Annotated in this window: 12 protein-coding genes and 1 tRNA gene; 8 read left to right on the top strand and 5 right to left on the bottom strand. The window is 47.3% G+C overall.

Features of this window, described 5'->3' with window-relative positions:
• Positions 1 to 239 precede the first annotated feature (239 nt).
• The 4 genes from dnaJ to MSMTP_RS05105 all read right to left on the bottom strand — a co-directional run bounded on the left by dnaJ (position 240) and on the right by MSMTP_RS05105 (position 4,903).
• Complete coding sequence (gene dnaJ / locus MSMTP_RS05120) at positions 240 to 1,403, bottom strand: molecular chaperone DnaJ (protein ID WP_048178104.1); 1,164 nt, start codon at positions 1,401 to 1,403, stop codon at positions 240 to 242.
• A 121-nt stretch (positions 1,404 to 1,524) separates the two neighbouring features.
• Complete coding sequence (gene dnaK, locus MSMTP_RS05115) at positions 1,525 to 3,387, bottom strand: molecular chaperone DnaK (RefSeq protein WP_048178103.1); 1,863 nt, start codon at positions 3,385 to 3,387, stop codon at positions 1,525 to 1,527.
• Between the two features lie 339 nt (positions 3,388 to 3,726).
• The gene (gene grpE, locus MSMTP_RS05110) at positions 3,727 to 4,332 is read right to left on the bottom strand and encodes a nucleotide exchange factor GrpE (protein WP_048178102.1); all 606 of its coding nucleotides are present in this window, start codon (positions 4,330 to 4,332) and stop codon (positions 3,727 to 3,729) included.
• A 127-nt stretch (positions 4,333 to 4,459) separates the two neighbouring features.
• A complete protein-coding gene (locus tag MSMTP_RS05105; RefSeq protein WP_231582923.1) occupies positions 4,460 to 4,903 on the bottom strand; it encodes a heat-shock protein in 444 nt (147 codons plus the stop codon).
• 328 nt (positions 4,904 to 5,231) lie between these two features.
• Between MSMTP_RS05105 and MSMTP_RS05100 the strand changes: the two genes are divergently transcribed.
• Positions 5,232 to 6,203: an ATP-grasp domain-containing protein gene (locus tag MSMTP_RS05100; RefSeq protein WP_048178100.1), complete on the top strand. Its 972-nt coding sequence runs from the start codon at positions 5,232 to 5,234 to the stop codon at positions 6,201 to 6,203.
• A gap of 14 nt (positions 6,204 to 6,217) precedes the next feature.
• Complete coding sequence (locus MSMTP_RS05095; RefSeq protein WP_048178099.1) at positions 6,218 to 7,201, top strand: hydantoinase/oxoprolinase family protein; 984 nt, start codon at positions 6,218 to 6,220, stop codon at positions 7,199 to 7,201.
• Between the two features lie 173 nt (positions 7,202 to 7,374).
• Here the strand turns inward: MSMTP_RS05095 and MSMTP_RS20345 are convergent, their stop codons facing one another.
• Positions 7,375 to 7,554, bottom strand: coding sequence for a pentapeptide repeat-containing protein (locus MSMTP_RS20345; protein WP_369799616.1), 180 nt, complete (start codon positions 7,552 to 7,554; stop codon positions 7,375 to 7,377).
• 88 nt (positions 7,555 to 7,642) lie between these two features.
• On the opposite strand from MSMTP_RS20345, the gene MSMTP_RS20340 reads away from it, so the two are divergent.
• The 6 genes from MSMTP_RS20340 (at position 7,643) to MSMTP_RS18975 (ending at position 18,815) form a co-directional block, all read left to right on the top strand.
• A complete protein-coding gene (locus MSMTP_RS20340) occupies positions 7,643 to 8,098 on the top strand; it encodes an amino acid kinase (protein WP_369799627.1) in 456 nt (151 codons plus the stop codon).
• Positions 8,099 to 8,277: 179 nt separating this feature from the next.
• Entirely contained in the window at positions 8,278 to 8,460 is a 183-nt protein-coding gene (locus MSMTP_RS18395) for an HVO_2753 family zinc finger protein (RefSeq protein ID WP_369799615.1), read from the top strand.
• A 117-nt stretch (positions 8,461 to 8,577) separates the two neighbouring features.
• Entirely contained in the window at positions 8,578 to 8,847 is a 270-nt protein-coding gene (locus MSMTP_RS05080; protein WP_048178096.1) for an elongation factor 1-beta, read from the top strand.
• Between the two features lie 87 nt (positions 8,848 to 8,934).
• Positions 8,935 to 9,006: transfer RNA gene (locus MSMTP_RS05075), tRNA-Ala, on the top strand.
• A gap of 831 nt (positions 9,007 to 9,837) precedes the next feature.
• The gene (locus MSMTP_RS17865; RefSeq protein WP_052718285.1) at positions 9,838 to 12,099 is read left to right on the top strand and encodes a PAS domain S-box protein; all 2,262 of its coding nucleotides are present in this window, start codon (positions 9,838 to 9,840) and stop codon (positions 12,097 to 12,099) included.
• A gap of 449 nt (positions 12,100 to 12,548) precedes the next feature.
• Positions 12,549 to 18,815: a PAS domain-containing protein gene (locus tag MSMTP_RS18975; protein ID WP_048178095.1), complete on the top strand. Its 6,267-nt coding sequence runs from the start codon at positions 12,549 to 12,551 to the stop codon at positions 18,813 to 18,815.
• Positions 18,816 to 18,820: the final 5 nt, after the last annotated feature.

Below are 18,820 nucleotides of genomic sequence, written 5' to 3'. Positions count from 1 at the left end.
GGGGGACAAAAAAGTGAGTAAGTATAAGAGAGTAAGTAAATGGGTAAGTAAGTCAATAAAAAAAGTGTTAATAGTAGAAGAGATCAAAAAATCCGGAAAAAGGAAGATTCTGGAAAAAAGAAAAAGTTAAGGAAAAAAGGAAGTTCGGGAAAAAAGAAAAAGTTAAGGAAAAAGAAAAAGTTAAGGAAAAAGAAAAAGTTAAGGAAAAAGGAAGTGGCGGGGAAAATAATTTCCGGCTTTCAGCCTTCAAGGGCATCCTTTACTTTTTCAAAAATACCTTTGCTCTTCTTTTCCTTTCCTGTCTCGCCCTTTTCGCTTTTACTCCTGGCATCTGCTGGTTTCTTACCCTTCCCAAGGTATTCAAACTGCTCGAGCAACTCTTTTTGCTCTTTGCTCAGCTTTGTAGGCGTCTTGATAACAACCCTGACAAGCTGGTCTCCTTTCCCATGCCCGTGCAGGTGCTGGATGCCCTTACCCTTGAGCCGGAAAACAGAGTGGGTTTGAGTCCCCGCAGGGATGTTCATCTTTACCTTTCCGTGCAGGGTTTCAACCATTACGTCAGCCCCCAGGGCAGCCTGCGGGAAAGAGATGGAAAGTTCGGATATGACATCGTAATCCACCCGTTTGAAGTACCTGTGCTCCATCACATGAATAACGACATAGAGGTCTCCGGTTGGCGCCCCCGGCTCTCCTGCTTCCCCTTCCCCGCTAAGGCGAAGGCCAAGGCCCGAATCAGCCCCTGCAGGAACATTTACAGTAAGCTTTCTCCGTTTCCTGACCCTTCCGGAGCCACCGCACTCGGGACAGGGAAACTCAATGATCTGGCCCCTACCGTGGCAGGTGCTGCAGGCCGTGGTGCTTACGAACTGCATACCGAAAGTCGAATGGGTGGTGCGTACCTGCCCGGTGCCCCCACAGGTGGGACAGCGTTTTGGGCTCGTACCTTCCTTGGCTCCGGTCCCGGAACAGACGGAACAGTTTTCAGTCCGGGGGATATCGATATCCTTCCGGACCCCGAAAGCGGCCTCTTCAAAAGTTACGTAGAGGTCGTACTGGAGATCAGAACCTCTCCTGGGACCCCTGGGTCCCCGCCTGCCTCCGCCAAAGAACATCTCGAAAATATCCCCGAAGCCTCCGAAGTCCGCACCCCGGAAGATGTCCTCTGCCGAGTACTGCCCATCAATTCCGGCATGCCCGAAGCGGTCGTACTGAGAACGCTTTTCAGAGTCGGAAAGAACGGCATACGCTTCGGAGATTTCCTTGAATTTTTCCTCAGCCCCTGCGTCCTTATTCCTGTCAGGATGATACTGCAGGGCAAGCTTCCGATAGATTTTCTTAATTTCATCCGCTGAGGCGTCTTTCGAGACTCCGAGAATTTCGTAATAATCACGTTTAGTGGCCATCAAGATTCCCTGTTATGTTAAAAAAGATAAAGAATGCCGGAACCGGGGGCTGCAGCTTACCGGTCCGGCCTGATACTATCAAAGTTTGTTTTAATTACTGTAATTCGTTTTTATTTACCCTTTACGCTTTCTTCTCGTCGTCGACAACTTCATAGTCAGCGTCAACAACCGTGTCCTCCGGACCTTTCGCGTCTGAAGGACCTGCTTCGCCTGCTTCCTGCGCCTGTGCAGCTGCCGCTTCCTGAGCCTTCTGGTAGAGCAGTGCGGAGACCTCATAAACGGCTTCCTGGAGGGCTTCGGTCTTTGCCTTTATGTCCTCCATATCTTCGCCTTCAAGGGCTTTCTTAAGGTCCTCAATTGCAGCGTTGATCTTTGTCTTCTGCTCTTCCGTCGCCATATCTTCGGCTTCTTTGAGGGTCTTTTCCGAAGCGTTGATCAGGCTTTCGGCATTGTTACGGGTTTCGACATCTTCTTTTCTCTTTTTATCCTCTTCGGCGTGCAGTTCCGCATCCCTGACCATGCGGTCGATCTCTTCATCGGAGAGTCCGCCCGGTTTCTTGATGGAGATGGACTGTTCTTTTCCAGTCCCGAGGTCCTTTGCATTCACATGCAAGATCCCATTTGCATCAATGTCAAAGGTAACTTCGATCTGGGGCATGCCTCTCGGAGCAGGGGGTATACCGTCCAGAATAAAGCGGCCAAGAGTCTTGTTTTCGGCAGCAATCCCACGTTCTCCCTGCAGGACGTGGATTTCTACAGAGGGCTGGCTGTCAGCAGCAGTTGAGAAAATCTGACTCTTCTTTGTTGGGATTGTGGTGTTTCTCTCGATAAGCGGAGTGGAAATACCCCCGAGAGTTTCGATACCGAGGGTAAGGGGACTTACGTCGAGCAGAAGGACATCCTTGACCTCCCCGCCAAGCACTCCTGCCTGAATAGCTGCTCCGACGGCAACGGCTTCGTCAGGGTTGATGTTCTTGTAAGGCTTCTTTCCAGTGAAGTTTTCTACAAGTTCGACGACAGCAGGCATTCTGGTTGCCCCTCCGATGAGGATTACCTTTTCAATGTCGCTGGGAGTAGATTTGGAATCACTGAGGGCCTGACGCATGGACACGAGAGTCTTTTCCAGGAGGTCTTCAGTCATCTTCTGGAACTGTGCCCTTGTCAGGTCAACGTCCAGGTGCTTGGGATCGCCGTCCGGCCCTACGGTCAGGAAGGGAAGGTTCACATTGGTGCTGGCAACCCCGGAGAGTTCTATCTTGGCCTTCTCTGCAGCGTCCTTTAAGCGCTGGAGCACGGCCTTATCTTTGGAGAGGTCGATTCCTTCGGTCTTCTTGAACTCTGTGAGCAGGTAATTTATGATCCTCTGGTCGAAGTCATCTCCACCAAGGCGGGTGTCTCCGCTGGTTGACTTGACTTCGAAGACCCCGCCCCCAAGTTCAAGGATGGAAACATCAAAGGTTCCCCCGCCCAGGTCGTAGACAAGGATTTTCTGGTCCACATCCCCTTTGTCAAGCCCGTAGGCGAGAGAAGCTGCCGTAGGTTCGTTGATGATCCTTAAGACTTCGAGACCCGCAATCTGCCCTGCATCCTTTGTGGCCTGCCTCTGGGCATCGTTGAAATAAGCGGGAACGGTAATTACAGCCTGCTTGATATCTTCCCCGAGGTAAGCTTCGGCATCGTTCCTGAGCTTCTGAAGGATCATTGCGGAAATTTCCTGCGGAGAGTATTCCTTTCCATGAAGGGACACCATGTGGTTTGCATCTCCCATGTGCCTTTTGATGGAGCTGACCGTGTTGTCGGGATTTGAAACGGCCTGCCGTTTTGCAACCTGACCTACAAGCTTTTCCCCTTTCTTTGAAAAACCGACTACCGAAGGTGTGGTCCTACCGCCTTCTGCGTTGGGAATTACAACAGCTTCTCCGCCTTCCATCACAGCCATACAGGAGTTGGTTGTACCAAGGTCTATGCCCAGTATTTTCGCCATATTATATCACCATAAATTAGCTAACTTAAAGATGTCTTTAATGTGTATTGGTTTAATCTGAATTTGTAAAATTGAACTGTAAATCTAAGCATTTTATTCTTAGTATTATGCTTCGTATATATGTGAAGCCCAGCTTAGGGGGATAAAGAGCCTGATTCAGCTTTTTGACCCATTCAGCTTTTTGGCCAGGGATTAGGCAAAACCCGGACAATAGGCTTTTGAACTTGTCCTCGGGAGAGTTATAATGCCTCCTGAAGAGGCTTATTGACCTGTAGAAATTATAAGTAACCCACCGAGGTAATATTAATCAATAGAGGTACTTATGACCCGTAAGAGTGCTTATTCTTCTTTGGGCTCTTTATCACCGGGGTTCCGGGCCACAGAGACCATGGCAGGCCTGATAACCTTTGAGTCCAGAGCATACCCGGACTTGTAGACCTGGAATACCGTGTTGTCGGGAATTTCTAAAGTCTCCACATGCTGCACGGCTTCGTGCTTGTAAGGGTCAAATTCTACGGCTTTTTCACACTCGATTTTTTCAAGCCCGTGCTTTTCCAGAACCGAGTCAAACTGCCTGGAAAGCTGCTCAAGCCCGTTTATAACCGAAGCCATATCCTCCGTAGATCCGGAGGACTTCAGGGCCCGTTCGAAGTTATCAGAAACCTCGAGGAAGTCAAGCAAAACTTTCTCAAGCACGGTTTTCCGGTATTCCTCCATCTGACGGGCGCTCCGCTTCCTGAAATTATCAAAGTCAGCTGCAAGGCGGGAAAGCTGGTCCCTGAGCATATAATTTTCTTCCCTGCAGGCGGCATAAGCACTTATTTCAGCCCCGGAGGCTTCAGATTCATCTCCTGGACTTTGCTCTGTTGCCCCGGAACTCTCAGAATCCAGCCGGGATTCTTCCTTTCCGGAGCCCTTATTTTCTTTTTTACCAGGTTTTTTCATTTGCAGTATCCCCATTAAAAAATGTTAACGGTTTCGCTCGTCATGATCTGTGATTGTTTGTAATTCTATAAATAGTTTACGTATGAAAAAAAGCGTTTCATCAGGAAAAAATAAGAAAAAAGAAAAATCAGTAAAAGCGGTCCTCAAGTTTGTAAGAGAGTATTTTAAGCATTACCACACTTGCGACCATTGAAGCGGCAACTGCCGAAGTTACCTGTTCCCATCCCAGAGATGAAATTCCTCCTCCAAGGGCAAACTGTACGCCCCCGACAAGAGATACGAGCACGAAAGAAAGCCCGAAACCCGCAATTCCACCCCCTATCAGAGACCCTATGGGGTCCATCCCGTGCCGTTCATAAAAGACCATACCGGCAATAAACATTATCGCAAAGATCAGAAGTACGAGTGCGAGAGGCAGGGGACTTGCCTTAGTTAAAAAAATCTCAAAAAGCCCGAGCCCCATGTCAACCAGAAAGATCCCCATAAGGACCGAGACAGAGAGAGTCTTGACAAAAGGGTTCTCGAATACCGAGGGAGAATCAGAATTTTTGCTACTTATATTACCAGGCACCCTTTGAAGTTTTATAAAGTATAGCTTCCTGAATATAAACTATATAAATTATATAAAAGGTTTACTTACGGCTCACCATTTTTTACTCACATCCAGCCAATTAAGAGCTCACTTTCATTTTTAGCTTATCTCCTTATTATATCTTCTGAACCTTCCCGGAAATCCAAAATTTTCCAAATTTTCAAAAAGTTCCCTACAACCCCGGTCTTCTTACTTTCTCAACAACCCAGGTCTTTTTTACCTTCCCGGCGGTTCGATCCCGAGGTAGGGAGGCAAGCAATGGAACAGAACAAACAGTAATATAAAATGACCGGGTTTTTCCTTTCCGATGAAAATCCTGATCGCAGAATTTGCCGTCGGTACGGACGTCGAGAAGTCCCTGATCCCGGAGGGGGCAGCAATGCTCAAGACCCTTTCGGAAAGCTTTGCCCGTTTGGGGCACGAAGTGTACTACCCGACTGCCAGCACCAGGATCTGCGCAGGCACAGCTATCGAGTCCACGGCTGAAAACTTCCTTCAGGTTATTGAGAAAAAGGCAGGAGAGTGCGATGCAGGGCTGTTGATCGCCCCGGACGAGATGCTCCCGGAACTGAACAGGCTCCTTGAAGAAAACACTACAAACCTGGGCTGTTCCCCGGAATCCGCAGCATGCTGCGCGGACAAACTCCGGTGCACGGAATCCCTGCTGAATGCCGGGATAGGAGCTCCGGGGCTTGCGGCAGAACCGGAGGAAGGGAGGCAGTACGTAATAAAGCCGAGATTCGGCTGCGGAGCCGAAGAGACTTACCTCGTCCGGAAATTCGAGCCTGGGGAGAAGGTCATTGCAAGCGAGTACATCGAAGGCATGCACCTGAGCGTAAGCCTTGTCGCGGGAGAAAAACCGCTCCCCCTCACGGTAAACCGGCAGTTCATCGAATTCGGGACGCAAAAATGCGTATCCGGGAAAGCCGGAAAAGAAAAGGAAGAAGGAGCAAAGTCCGGCATAAAATACAACGGCAGCCTTACCCCCTACGAAACCTCGAGAAAAACCGAACTGGTCGAAACCGCAGTTTCCGCAGCAAGCTGCCTGAACTGTTCGGGGTATGTGGGAGTGGATATCGTGCTTGCGGACCATCCTTACGTTGTAGATGTAAACCCGAGGCCCACAGCCTCACTTTTCGGGATCAGACGGGTCATGAAAGAGGAAATAGGGGACCTGCTCCTGAAGAACAAATTCGGAGGGCTTCCCGATTCGGTACACATCGAGGGAGAATACCGCTTTTCAAAAGACATGCTCGGAGAAATCTTCGGACAAAATTAAAAAAAGGGATCAAGATGAAATCAAAGGTTATCGGGCTTGATATCGGAGGAGCAAATACCAAACTTGCTTCCTCGGACGGGACAGTTGTGGAACTGCACTACCTACCCCTCTGGAAAAATACGCAACTTCCCGGGGTTTTAAAGGAGATTGCAGAGCGTCTCCGCCCCGAAAAAGTTGCCGTGGTAATGACAGGGGAGCTTGCGGACTGTTTTGAAGATAAAGAACAGGGCATCAGCTTCATAATGGAAGCAGTAGACGCCGCATTCGGGCCCGGGAAATGCTCTTACGTCAACAGCAAAGGAAGGTTCCGGCAGGAAAGCGAAGGGCTCCGGGAACTTGCAGCTGCAAACTGGGCGGCTTCAGCCCGGCTGATCGGGAAGGAACTTGGAGACTGCATTTTCGTGGACGTGGGAAGCACCACTAGCGACATCATCCCCATAATTGCAGGAGAACACAGGGCAGGGCACACGGACTTTTCAAGGCTGCTCCGGAGCGAGCTCGTATACGCGGGCACCCTCAGGACAAACCTTGCAGCTCTCCTGGAGAAAGTAAAACTTGAAGAAGGCTACTGCCGGACCTCCTCCGAACTCTTCGCAACCACTGCAGACGCCTACCTCCTGCTCGGGGAAATCAGGGAAGACCAGTTCACCTGTGAGACCGCGGACGGAGCGGGCAGGAACAGGACCGATGCAATGCGGAGACTCGCCCGGGTGATCTGTGCGGACCTTTCCGAAATCAGGGAAGAAGACATCCTCGAGATGGCCAGGCAGGTAAAGGAAAAACAGGTATCTCTCCTGGCAGAAGCGATTTTTGAAGTCGCGGAAAAGAACGGGGTCCGGAGGATTGCAGCCGCGGGGCTAGGGGAATTCATGATAAGGGAAGCCGCAGAGAGGCTCGGCTTTGAATGCGTCTCTGTTGCAGGGCACTGGGGCGAGGAAATTTCAAAAGTATTTCCAGCTTACGCAGCCGCTCGCCTGCTTGATTCCGAGAAGGCATAACTTGAAGATACGTCTGTAAGAGCCATAACAAAAGCAATAACAAAAGCAATATACAATGCAGCCAGAAGGCGGGTAAATATGAGAGTGGTCGTCAAACTGGGTGGAAGCCTGATCAGGGAAGCCCCCGGAATAATTGACAGGCTAGTTGAAGAGTTTGCTCCGGGAGGGTTTGCTCAGGAAAAGGAAACCTTCGGAAAGGTAGCCTCTGAAAAGGTAGCCTCTGAAAAGGTAGCCTCTGAAAAGGTAGCCTCTGAAAAGGTAGCCTCCGGAAAGGAAGAAAACAACCGGGAAAAGGAAGCTTCCGTGAGAGGCAGATCTGGAGAAGATAGTTCCGATACATGCCCTGAGTGCATACTTATCGTGCCGGGAGGGGGAATCTTTGCGGATGCGGTGAGGGAGGCAGACAGGACGTTCGGGCTTGGGGCAGATGCATCCCACTGGATGGCGGTGCTCGGGATGGAGCAGTACGCCTGCTGCCTTCTCGACAAAAGCAGGGCTGCGGCCACACACTCAATAAAGAACCCGCCCTCCGAGGTTTCTATCTTCTTCCCCTACGGACTCCTGAAAGCCGAAGACCCTCTGCCCCATTCCTGGGACGTGACCTCGGACACGATTGCGGCATGGGTCGCACACCAAACGGGCGCTCGCTTCGTAAAGGTCACGGACGTGGACGGGGTTTTCCTGGAAGGGGAACTTGTAAGAGAGATTTCCGCCCCTGCCCTGGCATCAACCGGGACGAGCTGTACCGGAACAAGCTGTACCGACAGGGCACTTCCGGAATTCCTCCTGAAAAACAGAATGGATTGCATGATTGTAAACGGGAAATATCCGGAAAGGGTGCTTCTGGCGGTGTACGGGAGGCCTGTGCTGGGAACGTGGGTAAAGGGGAATATTTAAATCGGATATTGTATATGAGTAGTGGAAAAGAAGCAAGCCGTATCCAGAAAGCATTGTTTCTGTTCAACTCACAGGATGCACAGGCCTATCACAGGTGCCGGAAAAGCAGGACATGGTGCATGAGGCTGGTGCTCTTTCACTGGAAATTCGTTACAAGCTCACTATATTAATAAATCGATATGGAGAATAAAATGTCACCAAACAAAGTTGAATACTGTACCTCATGTGGTATCCGCCTGGAAGAAAAGGGCAACGTAAAGTTCCCCTGCCCCAAGTGCGGAGCCGAAGTCGGAAGATGTGTCAGCTGCAGGCAACAGGGCAACGTTTACACCTGTCCGAAATGCGGATTCCAGGGACCCTGATTCGAGGAAAAAGCCCGAAAAGGCAAAAACCTCGGATACACCCATGAAAATGGAAAAAGCAAATATACACAATAGACAGATCAATCGGATCAGATTAATATAATTGAGAGGAATAATATGGGCGAAGTAGCAGCAAAAATGAAGGTCATGCCGGAAACCATTGAAACCGACCTTAACGAGCTGAAAGAGAAGCTCAGAGCCGCAGTTCCGGAAGGCGTCGAAGTATACGGGGAAATCATAGAGGAACCCGTTGCCTTCGGATTAAAGGCCCTGATCATCACCATAATTGTCGGAGACCAGGAAGGCGGAACCGAAGCCGTGGAAGAAGCTTTCTCAAAGGTCCCCGGCGCAGAGAACGTCCAGATCCTGGAACTCGGCCGTCTCTAAAGGTGCGGAAAAACCGGATATTCCCCGGGAAAACCGTCCTTTACATATTTAATTTTTCAGTTCCCATTTCCCATTTTTTCCGGAAAAGGGCTCGTAGATCAGGGGAAGATCGTTACGTTCGCAACGTAAAGGCCGCGGGTTCAAATCCCGCCGAGTCCATAATCAACTCTCATTTTTCCCAAAGAATACCAGATTTGCATTAAGTACCGTTTTTTACAATTTATACAATCTTTGGCTCCTCGCTTTTTTGTTTGGGTAACCTCACAAAAACAGATGCATTCTTGGATTGAAACTTGTCTTACTACAGGAAATGGTGAAGAGTCTTCTTTTAGTTTGTACTCTAGCAGATATTCAGGATATTTTGAGTTAAAGTATTTTGAGTTGAGATGAGCTTATGCCATTTTTCACAGAATTCCTTAGTTTCCAATAATATTGGCTAATAAAAATTATTTGCCGAAAAAATTTGTTTTAAACATTTTTAAAGTAATTATATGTCTAAATAAAGGTATAATAGCAATTAGATGTTGTATTAATCGTTTAATAAGTAAAATAGGGGCAAATAGGAGTTTCAAACATAGTAAAAAAGTATATTTTTATACATTCTATGATAAAAAATCATATTAAATATCAATTTAAAATTTATATATAACATAAATTAAGTATTTATGATTAAAATTTTTAATCGGCATTTTGAGGAGTACTAATTTAAAAGCATTATATGTAATTTTTTGGATAAATAAGTATTCTTAAGCTTTTTTTACCGTTTTAAAGCATTTTAGTAAATTTTGGCATAAGCTCAGATATTTCATATTAATATATAGTCCTGTACATAGGGTAGACATAGAACATAAAGTTACAAACTCAAAGCACAAAATTAAAATGCTTTAATTCAAATAGACCTTAAAAAAGTGAAAATTCGAATATTATTTCAAATACTGATTCTACCTTGAACCCAAATAAAACCGAAGGAATCAAAACAAATCCCGGGACGTGTCCAGCATAAAAAACGCTGAAAAGACGAAAGAGAACGGCGATGAAGGAAAGTGGATAGAACAATTTCCCGCAAAAAACCCGAACCCTGTAATCAGGGTGAAAACTGACGGGACAGTCCTCTACGCAAACAGAGCAGCTACACCCCTGCTGAAAAGCTGGGATGTGGAAGTGGGAGGAAAACTCCCGAAAACCCTGAAAAGTCTTGTGAGAAAGGTGAGCGGCAGAGAAAAAGATGAAGAACTTGAGTTGAAAGTTGGGGGAAGGGTGTACCTGCTGACCTTCTATTATGAGCCAGGGGAGGAAGCCATAAACATCTACAGTTTTGACATCAGTTCCCGGGTGCAGAGGGAAAAAGAAACGAAAAAAAAGCACCTCCGGCTGGAAAAAGCCCTCTGGAACAACCTCCAGATTATGGAAACCATGGTGGACACCATTCCCGCACCCGTATATTACAAAGACAGGGAAGGGAAGTACATGGGCTGCAACAGGCTCTTTGCAGACCAGATCATCGGGCTGCCGGAAGAAAAGATCAAGGGCTTCAAACTGACCGAACTGGAAACAATAATATCTCCTGCTACTGCCAGGGAGTACCAGCAGCTGGACATGGAACTCCTGAGGAAAGGAGGCAAACAAGTTTACGAAACCGTAATCCCCTACCTGAACGGGGAGGAAAGAGAGATCCACGTCAGCAGAGCCGTTTACAGGGATGAAACGGAAAACTTTGCCATTCTGGTAGGGGTACTGCTGGATATAAGCGAACTTAAAAAGGTTGAAAAAGCCCTCCGGGACAACCTGCAGTTCCAGGAAACCCTCCTTGACGCGATTCCGATTCCCGTGTTTTACAAGGACATGAGGGGGATTTACCTCGGCTGCAACGAACTGTTTGCCAGCAGGATTCTTGGCCTTCCAAAAGAGAACATCGTCGGGCACTCCATGCGCGAGTTTGAGGATAAAGTCCCCCGGGAATTTGCTGATTTATATGAAAAATACGACCTGAAACTGCTCAGAGAAAACGAAAGCCAGTACTATGAAGCAAAAGTCAGGTGTGCGAAAAAAGGAGAAATTCGGGACTTCCTCATTACAAAAGCCCTCTACTTCGATACTGCAGGCAAAAGGGCCGGGATTGTCGGCATAATGCAGGACATCACCGAGCGCAAAAAAGGCGAAGAGATTTTGCAAAAAAGTGAAGAGAGGTACCAGCTGGCTGCAGAACAGACAGGGCAGATAATATACGATTATGACATCCAGGCAGACCGGGACGATTGGGCAGGGGCAATTGAAAAACTTACGGGATACAGCTTTGAAGAGTTCCAGAAATTCAACATAGAAGGCTGGGCTTCCCATATCCACCCGGAAGACCGAAAAAGGGCTGTAAAGGCGCATTATGACAGCTTCGAAACCGACACTCCGTACCATGAAGAATACCGCTTCATGAGGAAAGACGGGAGCTATTTTTACGCAGAAGACAGAGGAATTTTCCTGAAGGACAGAAGCGGCCGAATCTACAGGATGCTGGGCGTAATCAAAGACATCACGGAAAGAAAAGCAGCAGAAGAAGCCCTTGAAAAGACCGGAAAAATCCGGAAGAGGGAAATCCACCACCGTATAAAGAACAACCTCCAGGTGATTTCCAGCCTTCTTGAACTTCAAGCAGAGAAATTTGATGACGAAGAAGTCCTCGAAGCTTTCAGAGAAAGCCAGAACCGTGTTGCGTCAATGGCTATTATTCACGAGGAACTCTACGGAAGCAAAGACAAGGACATGCTGACCCTTGACTTTTCAGCATACCTCCGGAAACTGACCGCAGACCTCCTGAACTCCTACACCCTGAAAAGCGACAATATCAGGCTTGAACTTGAAGTAGAGGAAATATTCATCGGGATAGACACCGCCGTCCCCCTGGGTATTATCATCAACGAACTGGTCTCAAACTCCCTGAAACATGCCTTTACCCCGGAAAAACCGGGAGAAATCCGGATAAGTTTCCTGAGGACAGAAAACTATGAAAATGGCCGGAAAAACTCGAAAAACAGCGACAATGGAAACGGGGACAACGCTGAAAATAAAGGACAAAACGGGCTCAGCCTGATAGTTTCAGATAGCGGGGAAGGATTCCCTGAAGAAATTGATTTCAGGAACACCGATTCACTAGGCCTCCAGCTTGTGAACACCCTTGTAGACCAGATAGGGGGTACGATCGAGCTTAAAAAAGGAAGAGGCACGGAATTTTCGATCAGGTTCAGGGAACCTGAAAAATGAAGAGGAAAAATCCCGGAATAACAGCCTACGGTACAGGGGGACCGACCCCTGTATAAGGAAACTGAGTCCAGCAACTCTATTTTGAATAAGATCAGAGAGAAACTGAAAAGAAAGAATCGGTTTTGAAGATTAGAAAAAAGTTATGAAGAGAAGAAAAAAACTTTCTAAAAACCGGGCACATATCACAGACTTTTTAAATGATTGAGACGTATCGGGCAAACGGGCAAATGTACATCATTTTAGATGATGAATTAACAAACAATTACAAATTTGTAAATCTGAGCCATTCCATAAATCTGACCGATTTCATAAAAGAGGAGTTCACAGCCTAACTGACTTTTTGAATCGACGTTTTAAATAGCAAAACTTAAGAAGCTCAAAAATTAAGAGGCTCCATAAATACTCATTTTCAAAAGCATAAAGGGACAAACTCAGATAAGTGAGAGAAAATGGGGGATTCCAGAGACTTCGAAGCCGGTAACCGGCATCGTGGAAAAGAAGAGGGGAAAAGAACGATGGACCAGTTTCCTTCAAATAATCCGAATCCTGTCCTAAGGGTAGATGGAGAGGGGACAATCCTCTACGCGAACAAAGCTGCAGGTCCTCTGACGGAATACTGGGGTGCCGGAGAAGGAGAAAAGCTTCCCCGGGCGATGGTCAATAAGATAAAGGGAATACTTTCTCAAAAAAACCCTGAAAAACTTGAAATTAATACGGAAAAAAAGACCTATTCCGTCACATTCTGTCCCCTGCCGGAGGATAACTGCGTATATCTCCAGGGGTTTGACATAAGTCCTTTCAGGCAGGCTGAAGAAGAACTGAAAAAAAAGTATGAGGAGCTCGAGGCAAGGGCGAGGAAAATGAATCTCGAACCCTCGGAGGCAAAAGTGGAGCCCTATGGGGAAATTGCCGGGAAAAAACAGACTGAACAGACCCCACAGGACTGTCCTTTTTTTCTGGAAACCCTGATGAATACGATTCCTGCCCCGGTCCTTGCCAAGGACATGGAAGGAAAGTACAGGGAATGCAATGAGCTTTTTTCCAGGGAAATTACAGGGCTCCCGAAAGAAGAGATCCTGGGAAAAACGATTAAGGAAGTATTTCCGAAGCTCAGTCCCGAAATTGCGGATGCTATCCACAGGCAGGACCTTGAACTGCTCGAGAGGGGGGGCAAAGACAGCTACGAAACCGAATTTCCGTGTGCTGACGGGACCGTAAGGAATTTCCTTGTAAACAGGGCCGTTTTTAAGGATGAAAATGGAAGAACAGCCACCATGGTCGCCGTAATGCTGGACGTAAGCGAACTCAGGAGAAACGAGAAAAAAATCCGAAACAACGTAAAATTCCTCGAAACGCTCCTCAATACCATACCCAACCCTGTTTTTTACAAAGACAGCAAAGGAGCTTACCTGGGCTGCAACGAAACGTTTAGCAAAATGATTACAGGCCTTCCTAAAGAAGAGATCCTCGGATATACCCTCCCGGAACTGGCTGACAGGTTTGTTAACGATTTCTCCCCCAAGTTTTCCACCGAGGAAATCCGGAAACTAATTGAAAACTCCGATCAGTACCACAGGGAAGGACTCGAACTTATCAAAACCGGAGAGTCACAGCTTGAAGAATACGAAGCTTTTTGTGCGGACGGGAGGAAAAGAGATTTCCTGACAAGCAGGACTGCATACCACAATGAAAAGGGAGAAGTTGCAGGCATGGTCAGTGTGATGCAGGACATCACAAGGATCAAGCAAATTGAAAGAACTCTCCGGAACAACCTGCAATTTCTCGAAACCCTGATCAATACCATTCCCAATCCTGTTTTCTACAAAGACCGAAACGGCGTATATATAGGCTGCAACGAGGTCTTTGCAAACCGGCTTTTCGGGCTTCCCAGGGAAAAAATCATAGGAAAAACCCTTCCAGCCCTTCAAGTACCCGTCACGGAAGAGCTCAAGGAATACTGCCATAGAGTGGCTCTCGAACTGGCCAGGACCGGGAAAAAACAGGAAAATGACCTCAAATTCGGCTGCGCGGACGGAAAAACAAGGGACTTCATCGTCAACCGGGCTGCATTCAGGAACGAGGAAGGGGAAATTGCCGGAATAGTAGGGGTGATGCTGGACATAACCCAGCGCAAGAGCGCGGAAGAAGCCCTCCAGGACACCGTGAGTTTTCTGGAAACCCTGCTTGACGACATTCCAAGCCCTGTTTTCCAGAGAGACAAAAACGGGATTTACCTGAACTGCAACGAGACCTTTGCCAGCCAGATTATGGGGCTCCCGAAGGAAAAAGTCATAGGAGGATCTTTTACCGATTTTCGGAAAAGGGTCCCTAAAGAACTTGCGGAAATCTACCAGCTGCATGACAAGGAGTTTCTCAGGCAAGGGGGGAGCCAGTATTATGAGATAAAGGTGGTCTGTGCAGACGGCTTAAAAAGAGACTTCCTTTTACACAAAGCCGCATACAAAGACAGTTCCGGAAATGTGAGCGGGGTTGTCGGTGTGATGCTGGACATAACCCAGCGTAAGGAAGCGGAAGAAATATTCCGAAAAAGCGAGGAAAAATTCCGGGAAGTCGCAGAAAGAACCGGGCATCTTGTTTATGATTATGATTTGAAGACCGGGCAGAGTTCCTGGGCAGGGGCTATTGAAGAACTTACAGGGTACGGTTACGAAGAGTTCCAGGACTTCACTCCCGAGGCATGGGCCGAACATCTACATCCGGAAGACCGCGAAAGGGCTGTTGAAGCCTACAAAAAATGCCTGGAAACCGGGGAAGACTTCCATGAAGAGTACAGGTTAAGGAGAAAAGATGGGAGCTATTTCTACGCAGAGGACAGCGGCTTCTATTTAAAAGACGAAAACGGGAAAGTCTACAGGACTCCCGGCGTAATAAAAGATATAACGGAAAGAAAACTTTCGACGCAAAAAATAGAAGAAAGTGAAAAAAAGTTCCGTATCATTGCAGAGCAGACCGGACAGGGAGTCTATGACTATGATGTTGAGAATGACAGGCTTTCCTGGACAGGGGCCATAGAAAAGATAAGTGGGTACCGCGCAGAAGACCCCTGCATTTCTTCCACTGAGCTCTGGAAATCCCTTATCCATCCTGAAGATATTAAGCGGGCAGACGGGCACTACGAACAGGCCCTGAAAGAAGGAAAAGAATACCATCAGGACTACCGGATACAAAGGAAGGATGGAAACTACGTCTATGTGGAAAACAACGGCGTTTTCCAGAAGGACGAGAAAGGCCGGGTATACCGGCTGCTCGGCACAATAAAAGACATTACGGAAAGAAGGCTTGCAAGGGAAAAACTTGAGAAAAGCGAAAAAAAGTATCGGATCGCAGCCGAACAAACAGGGCAGATTGTATTTGAGCATGACCTTAAAAATGAAGTTATCGACTGGGTGGGAGCTATCCAGGAACTTACAGGCTATTCTCCGGAAGAATTCCGGAAATTCGACACTGAAAAATGGGAAGAACACGTCCACCCCGAAGACAGGAAACAAGCCGTCGAAAGGATCACTGAAGCCCTCGAGAAGGGGGAAAGGTTCGTTGAGGAGTACAGGTTCAGGAGAAAAGACGGGGACTATTTCTACGTGGAATCCTGCGGGATCGGGATGCTCGATGAGGAGGGAAAACCCTTCAAGGCACTCGGGGTGATGAAAGACATTACTAGAAGGAAGCTTGCCAGGGAAAAACTTGAGAATAACGAAGAAAGGTACAGGCTGGCAACTGAACAGACAGGGCAGATTGTATGCGACCTTGACCTAGAAACCGGAAACATTGAATGGGCAGGAGCCATTAAGGAGCTTACAGGATATGGTTTTGAGGAATTTCAGAAATTCACCCCCGAAGTCTGGGCAGAACACATCCATCCCGAAGACCGCGAGTCCGTGCTCAAAAATGTAGAGGGGTATTTAAAGAGGGGGGGAAGGTTCAAACAGGAATTCAGGTTCAGAAGGAAAGACGGAAGCTATTTTTACGTAGAAAACAACGGGGTCATTCTTGAGAATGAAAGAGGACAGATGTATAGAATCCTCGGGTTAACGAAAGATATCACGGAACAGAAACTTGCCAGGGAAGAGCTGGAACAAAGTGAAGAGCGGTACCGGCTTATTTCGGAGAGAACAGGGCTGCTCCTCTATCACGATAGTTACATGGAAGGTTCGATTAACTGGTCGGGAGCTATCACGAAACTTACCGGATACAGCGTGGAAGAATTCCAGAAACATACCGAAGAAGGGTGGCTGGAGCTAATCCATCCTGAAGACTTCGAAAAGGTAAAGGCATCCCATGAGAAAGCCCGGGAGATAGGGGGAGAGTTCCATGAAGAGTACAGGTTCAGAAGGAAAGACGGGAGCTATTTCTTTGCGGAAGATGAGGGTGTCTACTTAATAGATGAAAAAAGATGCATCTTCAAAGCTGTCGGGGTAATAAAGGACATCACGGAAAGAAAGCTTTCCCAGAAGAAACTTGTGGAAAGCGAGGAACGCTTCAGGGTCGCTACCGAGCAGACAGGTCAGATTGTTTTTGAACATGATCACGTAAATAACGTCCTTTCCTGGGAAGGAGCAATCACCGAAATTACCGGTTACAGCCGAGAGGAATTCCAGAAATTCAGCAACAGGATATGGGCAAAGCATGTACACCCCGAAGATAGGGAAGAAACCCTAACAAAACTCAGGAAATTCCGGGAAAAAAGCAGCCACTTCAGGGTTGAATACAGGTTCTGTAGAAAGGACGGGAGCTATTTCCATGTCGAAGACAGCGGAGTTTATCTTCGGGACGAAGAAGGCAGGATCCGCAAGGCTATAGGAGTGATTAAAGACATCACGCCAATAAAACTTGCCGCTGAAAAACTCCAGGAAAGCGAAGAAAGGTTCCGCATAGCAGCAGAGAAGACAGGCCAGCTGTTATACGATTACCACATTGGTTCGGAACAGATAAGATGGGCAGGGGCTATTGAGGACATTAGCGGTTACACACATGAGGAAATCCATAAGCTTACGACCGGTGAACTCTGGAAAGAGCATATCCACCCTGAGGACTATAAAAAAGCAATCAAGTATTTTAGAGAAGTTTACAAGACAGGGGAGAGCTATTCTCAGGAATACAGGTTCAAAAAGAAGTCCGGGGACTATATTTATGTGGAAGACTGCGGGACTTACTTGAAAGACAAAGAGGGCAGAGTATACCGGATGATTGGAGTGATAAAAGACATCACTGAAAGAAAACTGGGAACTGAAGAAATGCGGAAAAGCGAGGAGCGTTTCCGGATTGTTGCCGAGCAGACCGGGCAGCTGGTATACGATTATGATATTTTGGACGACAAGATAAGCTGGAAAGGAGCAATCGAAGAGCTCGTGGATTGCGGCGAAGAAGAGTTCAAAAAATTAAGCAGTCTGAAGGACTGGAAAGAGCTCATTCACCCGGAGGACCGCAAAAGAGTAATCAATTCATATAAAAAGTGCGTGGAGAAGGGCGAAAAATACTGTGAAGAATACAGGCTCAAAAAGAAGGACGGGGGCTACCTTTGTGTGGAAAACAGGGGAGTGTTCCTTAAGGATGAAACCGGACGTATATGCAGAATGCTCGGGACAAATAAAGACATTACACAAATCAAGCATTCCCTTGAAAAAGTACGGGAAAGTGAAGAGAAGTACCGTTCATTTATGCGAAACTTTAAGGGGATTGCTTTCCAGGGCGATATGCACTTCAGTCCGGTTTTCATGCACGGGGCTCTGGAAGAAATCACCGGGTACACGGAAGAAGAACTTCTTTCCGGAACTATCCCCTGGCCCCGCTTAACAGTTCCCGAAGACCGTCACCTGATCTACGAAGATGCAGCGAAACTGAGAACTATTCCGAATACCCTCATAGAACGAGAATACAGGATAAGGCACAAGAATGGAAAACTGCGCTGGATCTGTGAGCTCATCCAGAACATCTCCGATTCTTCCGGAAAACCACTCTTCGTGCAGGGCTCAATCTATGACATCACTGAAAGAAAGGAAGCAGAAGAAGCCCTGGCCAGGACAGAGGAAATCCGCAAGAAAGAAATCCACCACCGGATCAAGAACAACCTCCAGGTAATATCCAGCCTCCTTGAACTGCAGTCCGACCAGTTCAGAGAAGAAAAAGTGGTAGAGGCGTTCAGGGAAAGCCAGAACCGCGTGGCGTCCATGGCCATTATCCATGAAGAGCTGTACAGGGCAGGAGATACCGAAACCCTTGATTTTGCAGCCTATCTCAGGAAACTGACTTCAGACCTTCTTCGCTCGTATATGGTCAGGAAAGGGGACGTAAAGCTGAAGCTGGAGGTAGAGGAGATATTTCTGGGAATGGACACGGCAATCCCATTAGGGATCATTGTCAACGAACTTGTCTCCAATGCCCTGAAACATGCTTTTCCTGCCGGAAGGAAAGGAGAAATCCACGTCAAACTTTTCAGGAAAGAAAGTTCAGGAAATAAAAGTATAAGTAACATCACAAATAATATTGATGCAAGGAGCACTATTAACAAAAATAGTCAGTTCACACTGATTATTTCGGATAACGGGTTGGGTTTTCCGGAAAACGTTGACTTCACAAATACCGATTCTTTGGGTTTGCAGCTCGTAAATACCCTTGTAGAACAGCTGGAGGGTACGATCGAACTTGAAAGAAACGGAGAAACGGTTTTCAGGATAAAGTTCCTGGAAAGTGGAAAATGATCCGG

This window comes from Methanosarcina sp. MTP4 (assembly GCF_000970045.1).
Classification (GTDB): Archaea; Halobacteriota; Methanosarcinia; order Methanosarcinales; family Methanosarcinaceae; genus MTP4.
This window is presented reverse-complemented; position numbering and strand designations above follow the sequence as displayed.

What these genes read in the sequence shown, in the direction of transcription:
- MSMTP_RS20345 (WP_369799616.1), bottom strand. Translation starts at nt 7,554, where the DNA reads ATGCACTCAGGGCATGTATCGGAACTATCTTCTCCAGATCTGCCTCTC.
- dnaJ (WP_048178104.1), bottom strand. Translation starts at nt 1,403, where the DNA reads ATGGCCACTAAACGTGATTATTACGAAATTCTCGGAGTCTCGAAAGAC.
- MSMTP_RS18395 (WP_369799615.1), top strand. Translation starts at nt 8,278, where the DNA reads ATGGAGAATAAAATGTCACCAAACAAAGTTGAATACTGTACCTCATGT.
- dnaK (WP_048178103.1), bottom strand. Translation starts at nt 3,387, where the DNA reads ATGGCGAAAATACTGGGCATAGACCTTGGTACAACCAACTCCTGTATG.
- grpE (WP_048178102.1), bottom strand. Translation starts at nt 4,332, where the DNA reads ATGAAAAAACCTGGTAAAAAAGAAAATAAGGGCTCCGGAAAGGAAGAA.
- MSMTP_RS05080 (WP_048178096.1), top strand. Translation starts at nt 8,578, where the DNA reads ATGGGCGAAGTAGCAGCAAAAATGAAGGTCATGCCGGAAACCATTGAA.
- MSMTP_RS05095 (WP_048178099.1), top strand. Translation starts at nt 6,218, where the DNA reads ATGAAATCAAAGGTTATCGGGCTTGATATCGGAGGAGCAAATACCAAA.
- MSMTP_RS05100 (WP_048178100.1), top strand. Translation starts at nt 5,232, where the DNA reads ATGAAAATCCTGATCGCAGAATTTGCCGTCGGTACGGACGTCGAGAAG.
- MSMTP_RS18975 (WP_048178095.1), top strand. Translation starts at nt 12,549, where the DNA reads ATGGGGGATTCCAGAGACTTCGAAGCCGGTAACCGGCATCGTGGAAAA.
- MSMTP_RS20340 (WP_369799627.1), top strand. Translation starts at nt 7,643, where the DNA reads ATGGCGGTGCTCGGGATGGAGCAGTACGCCTGCTGCCTTCTCGACAAA.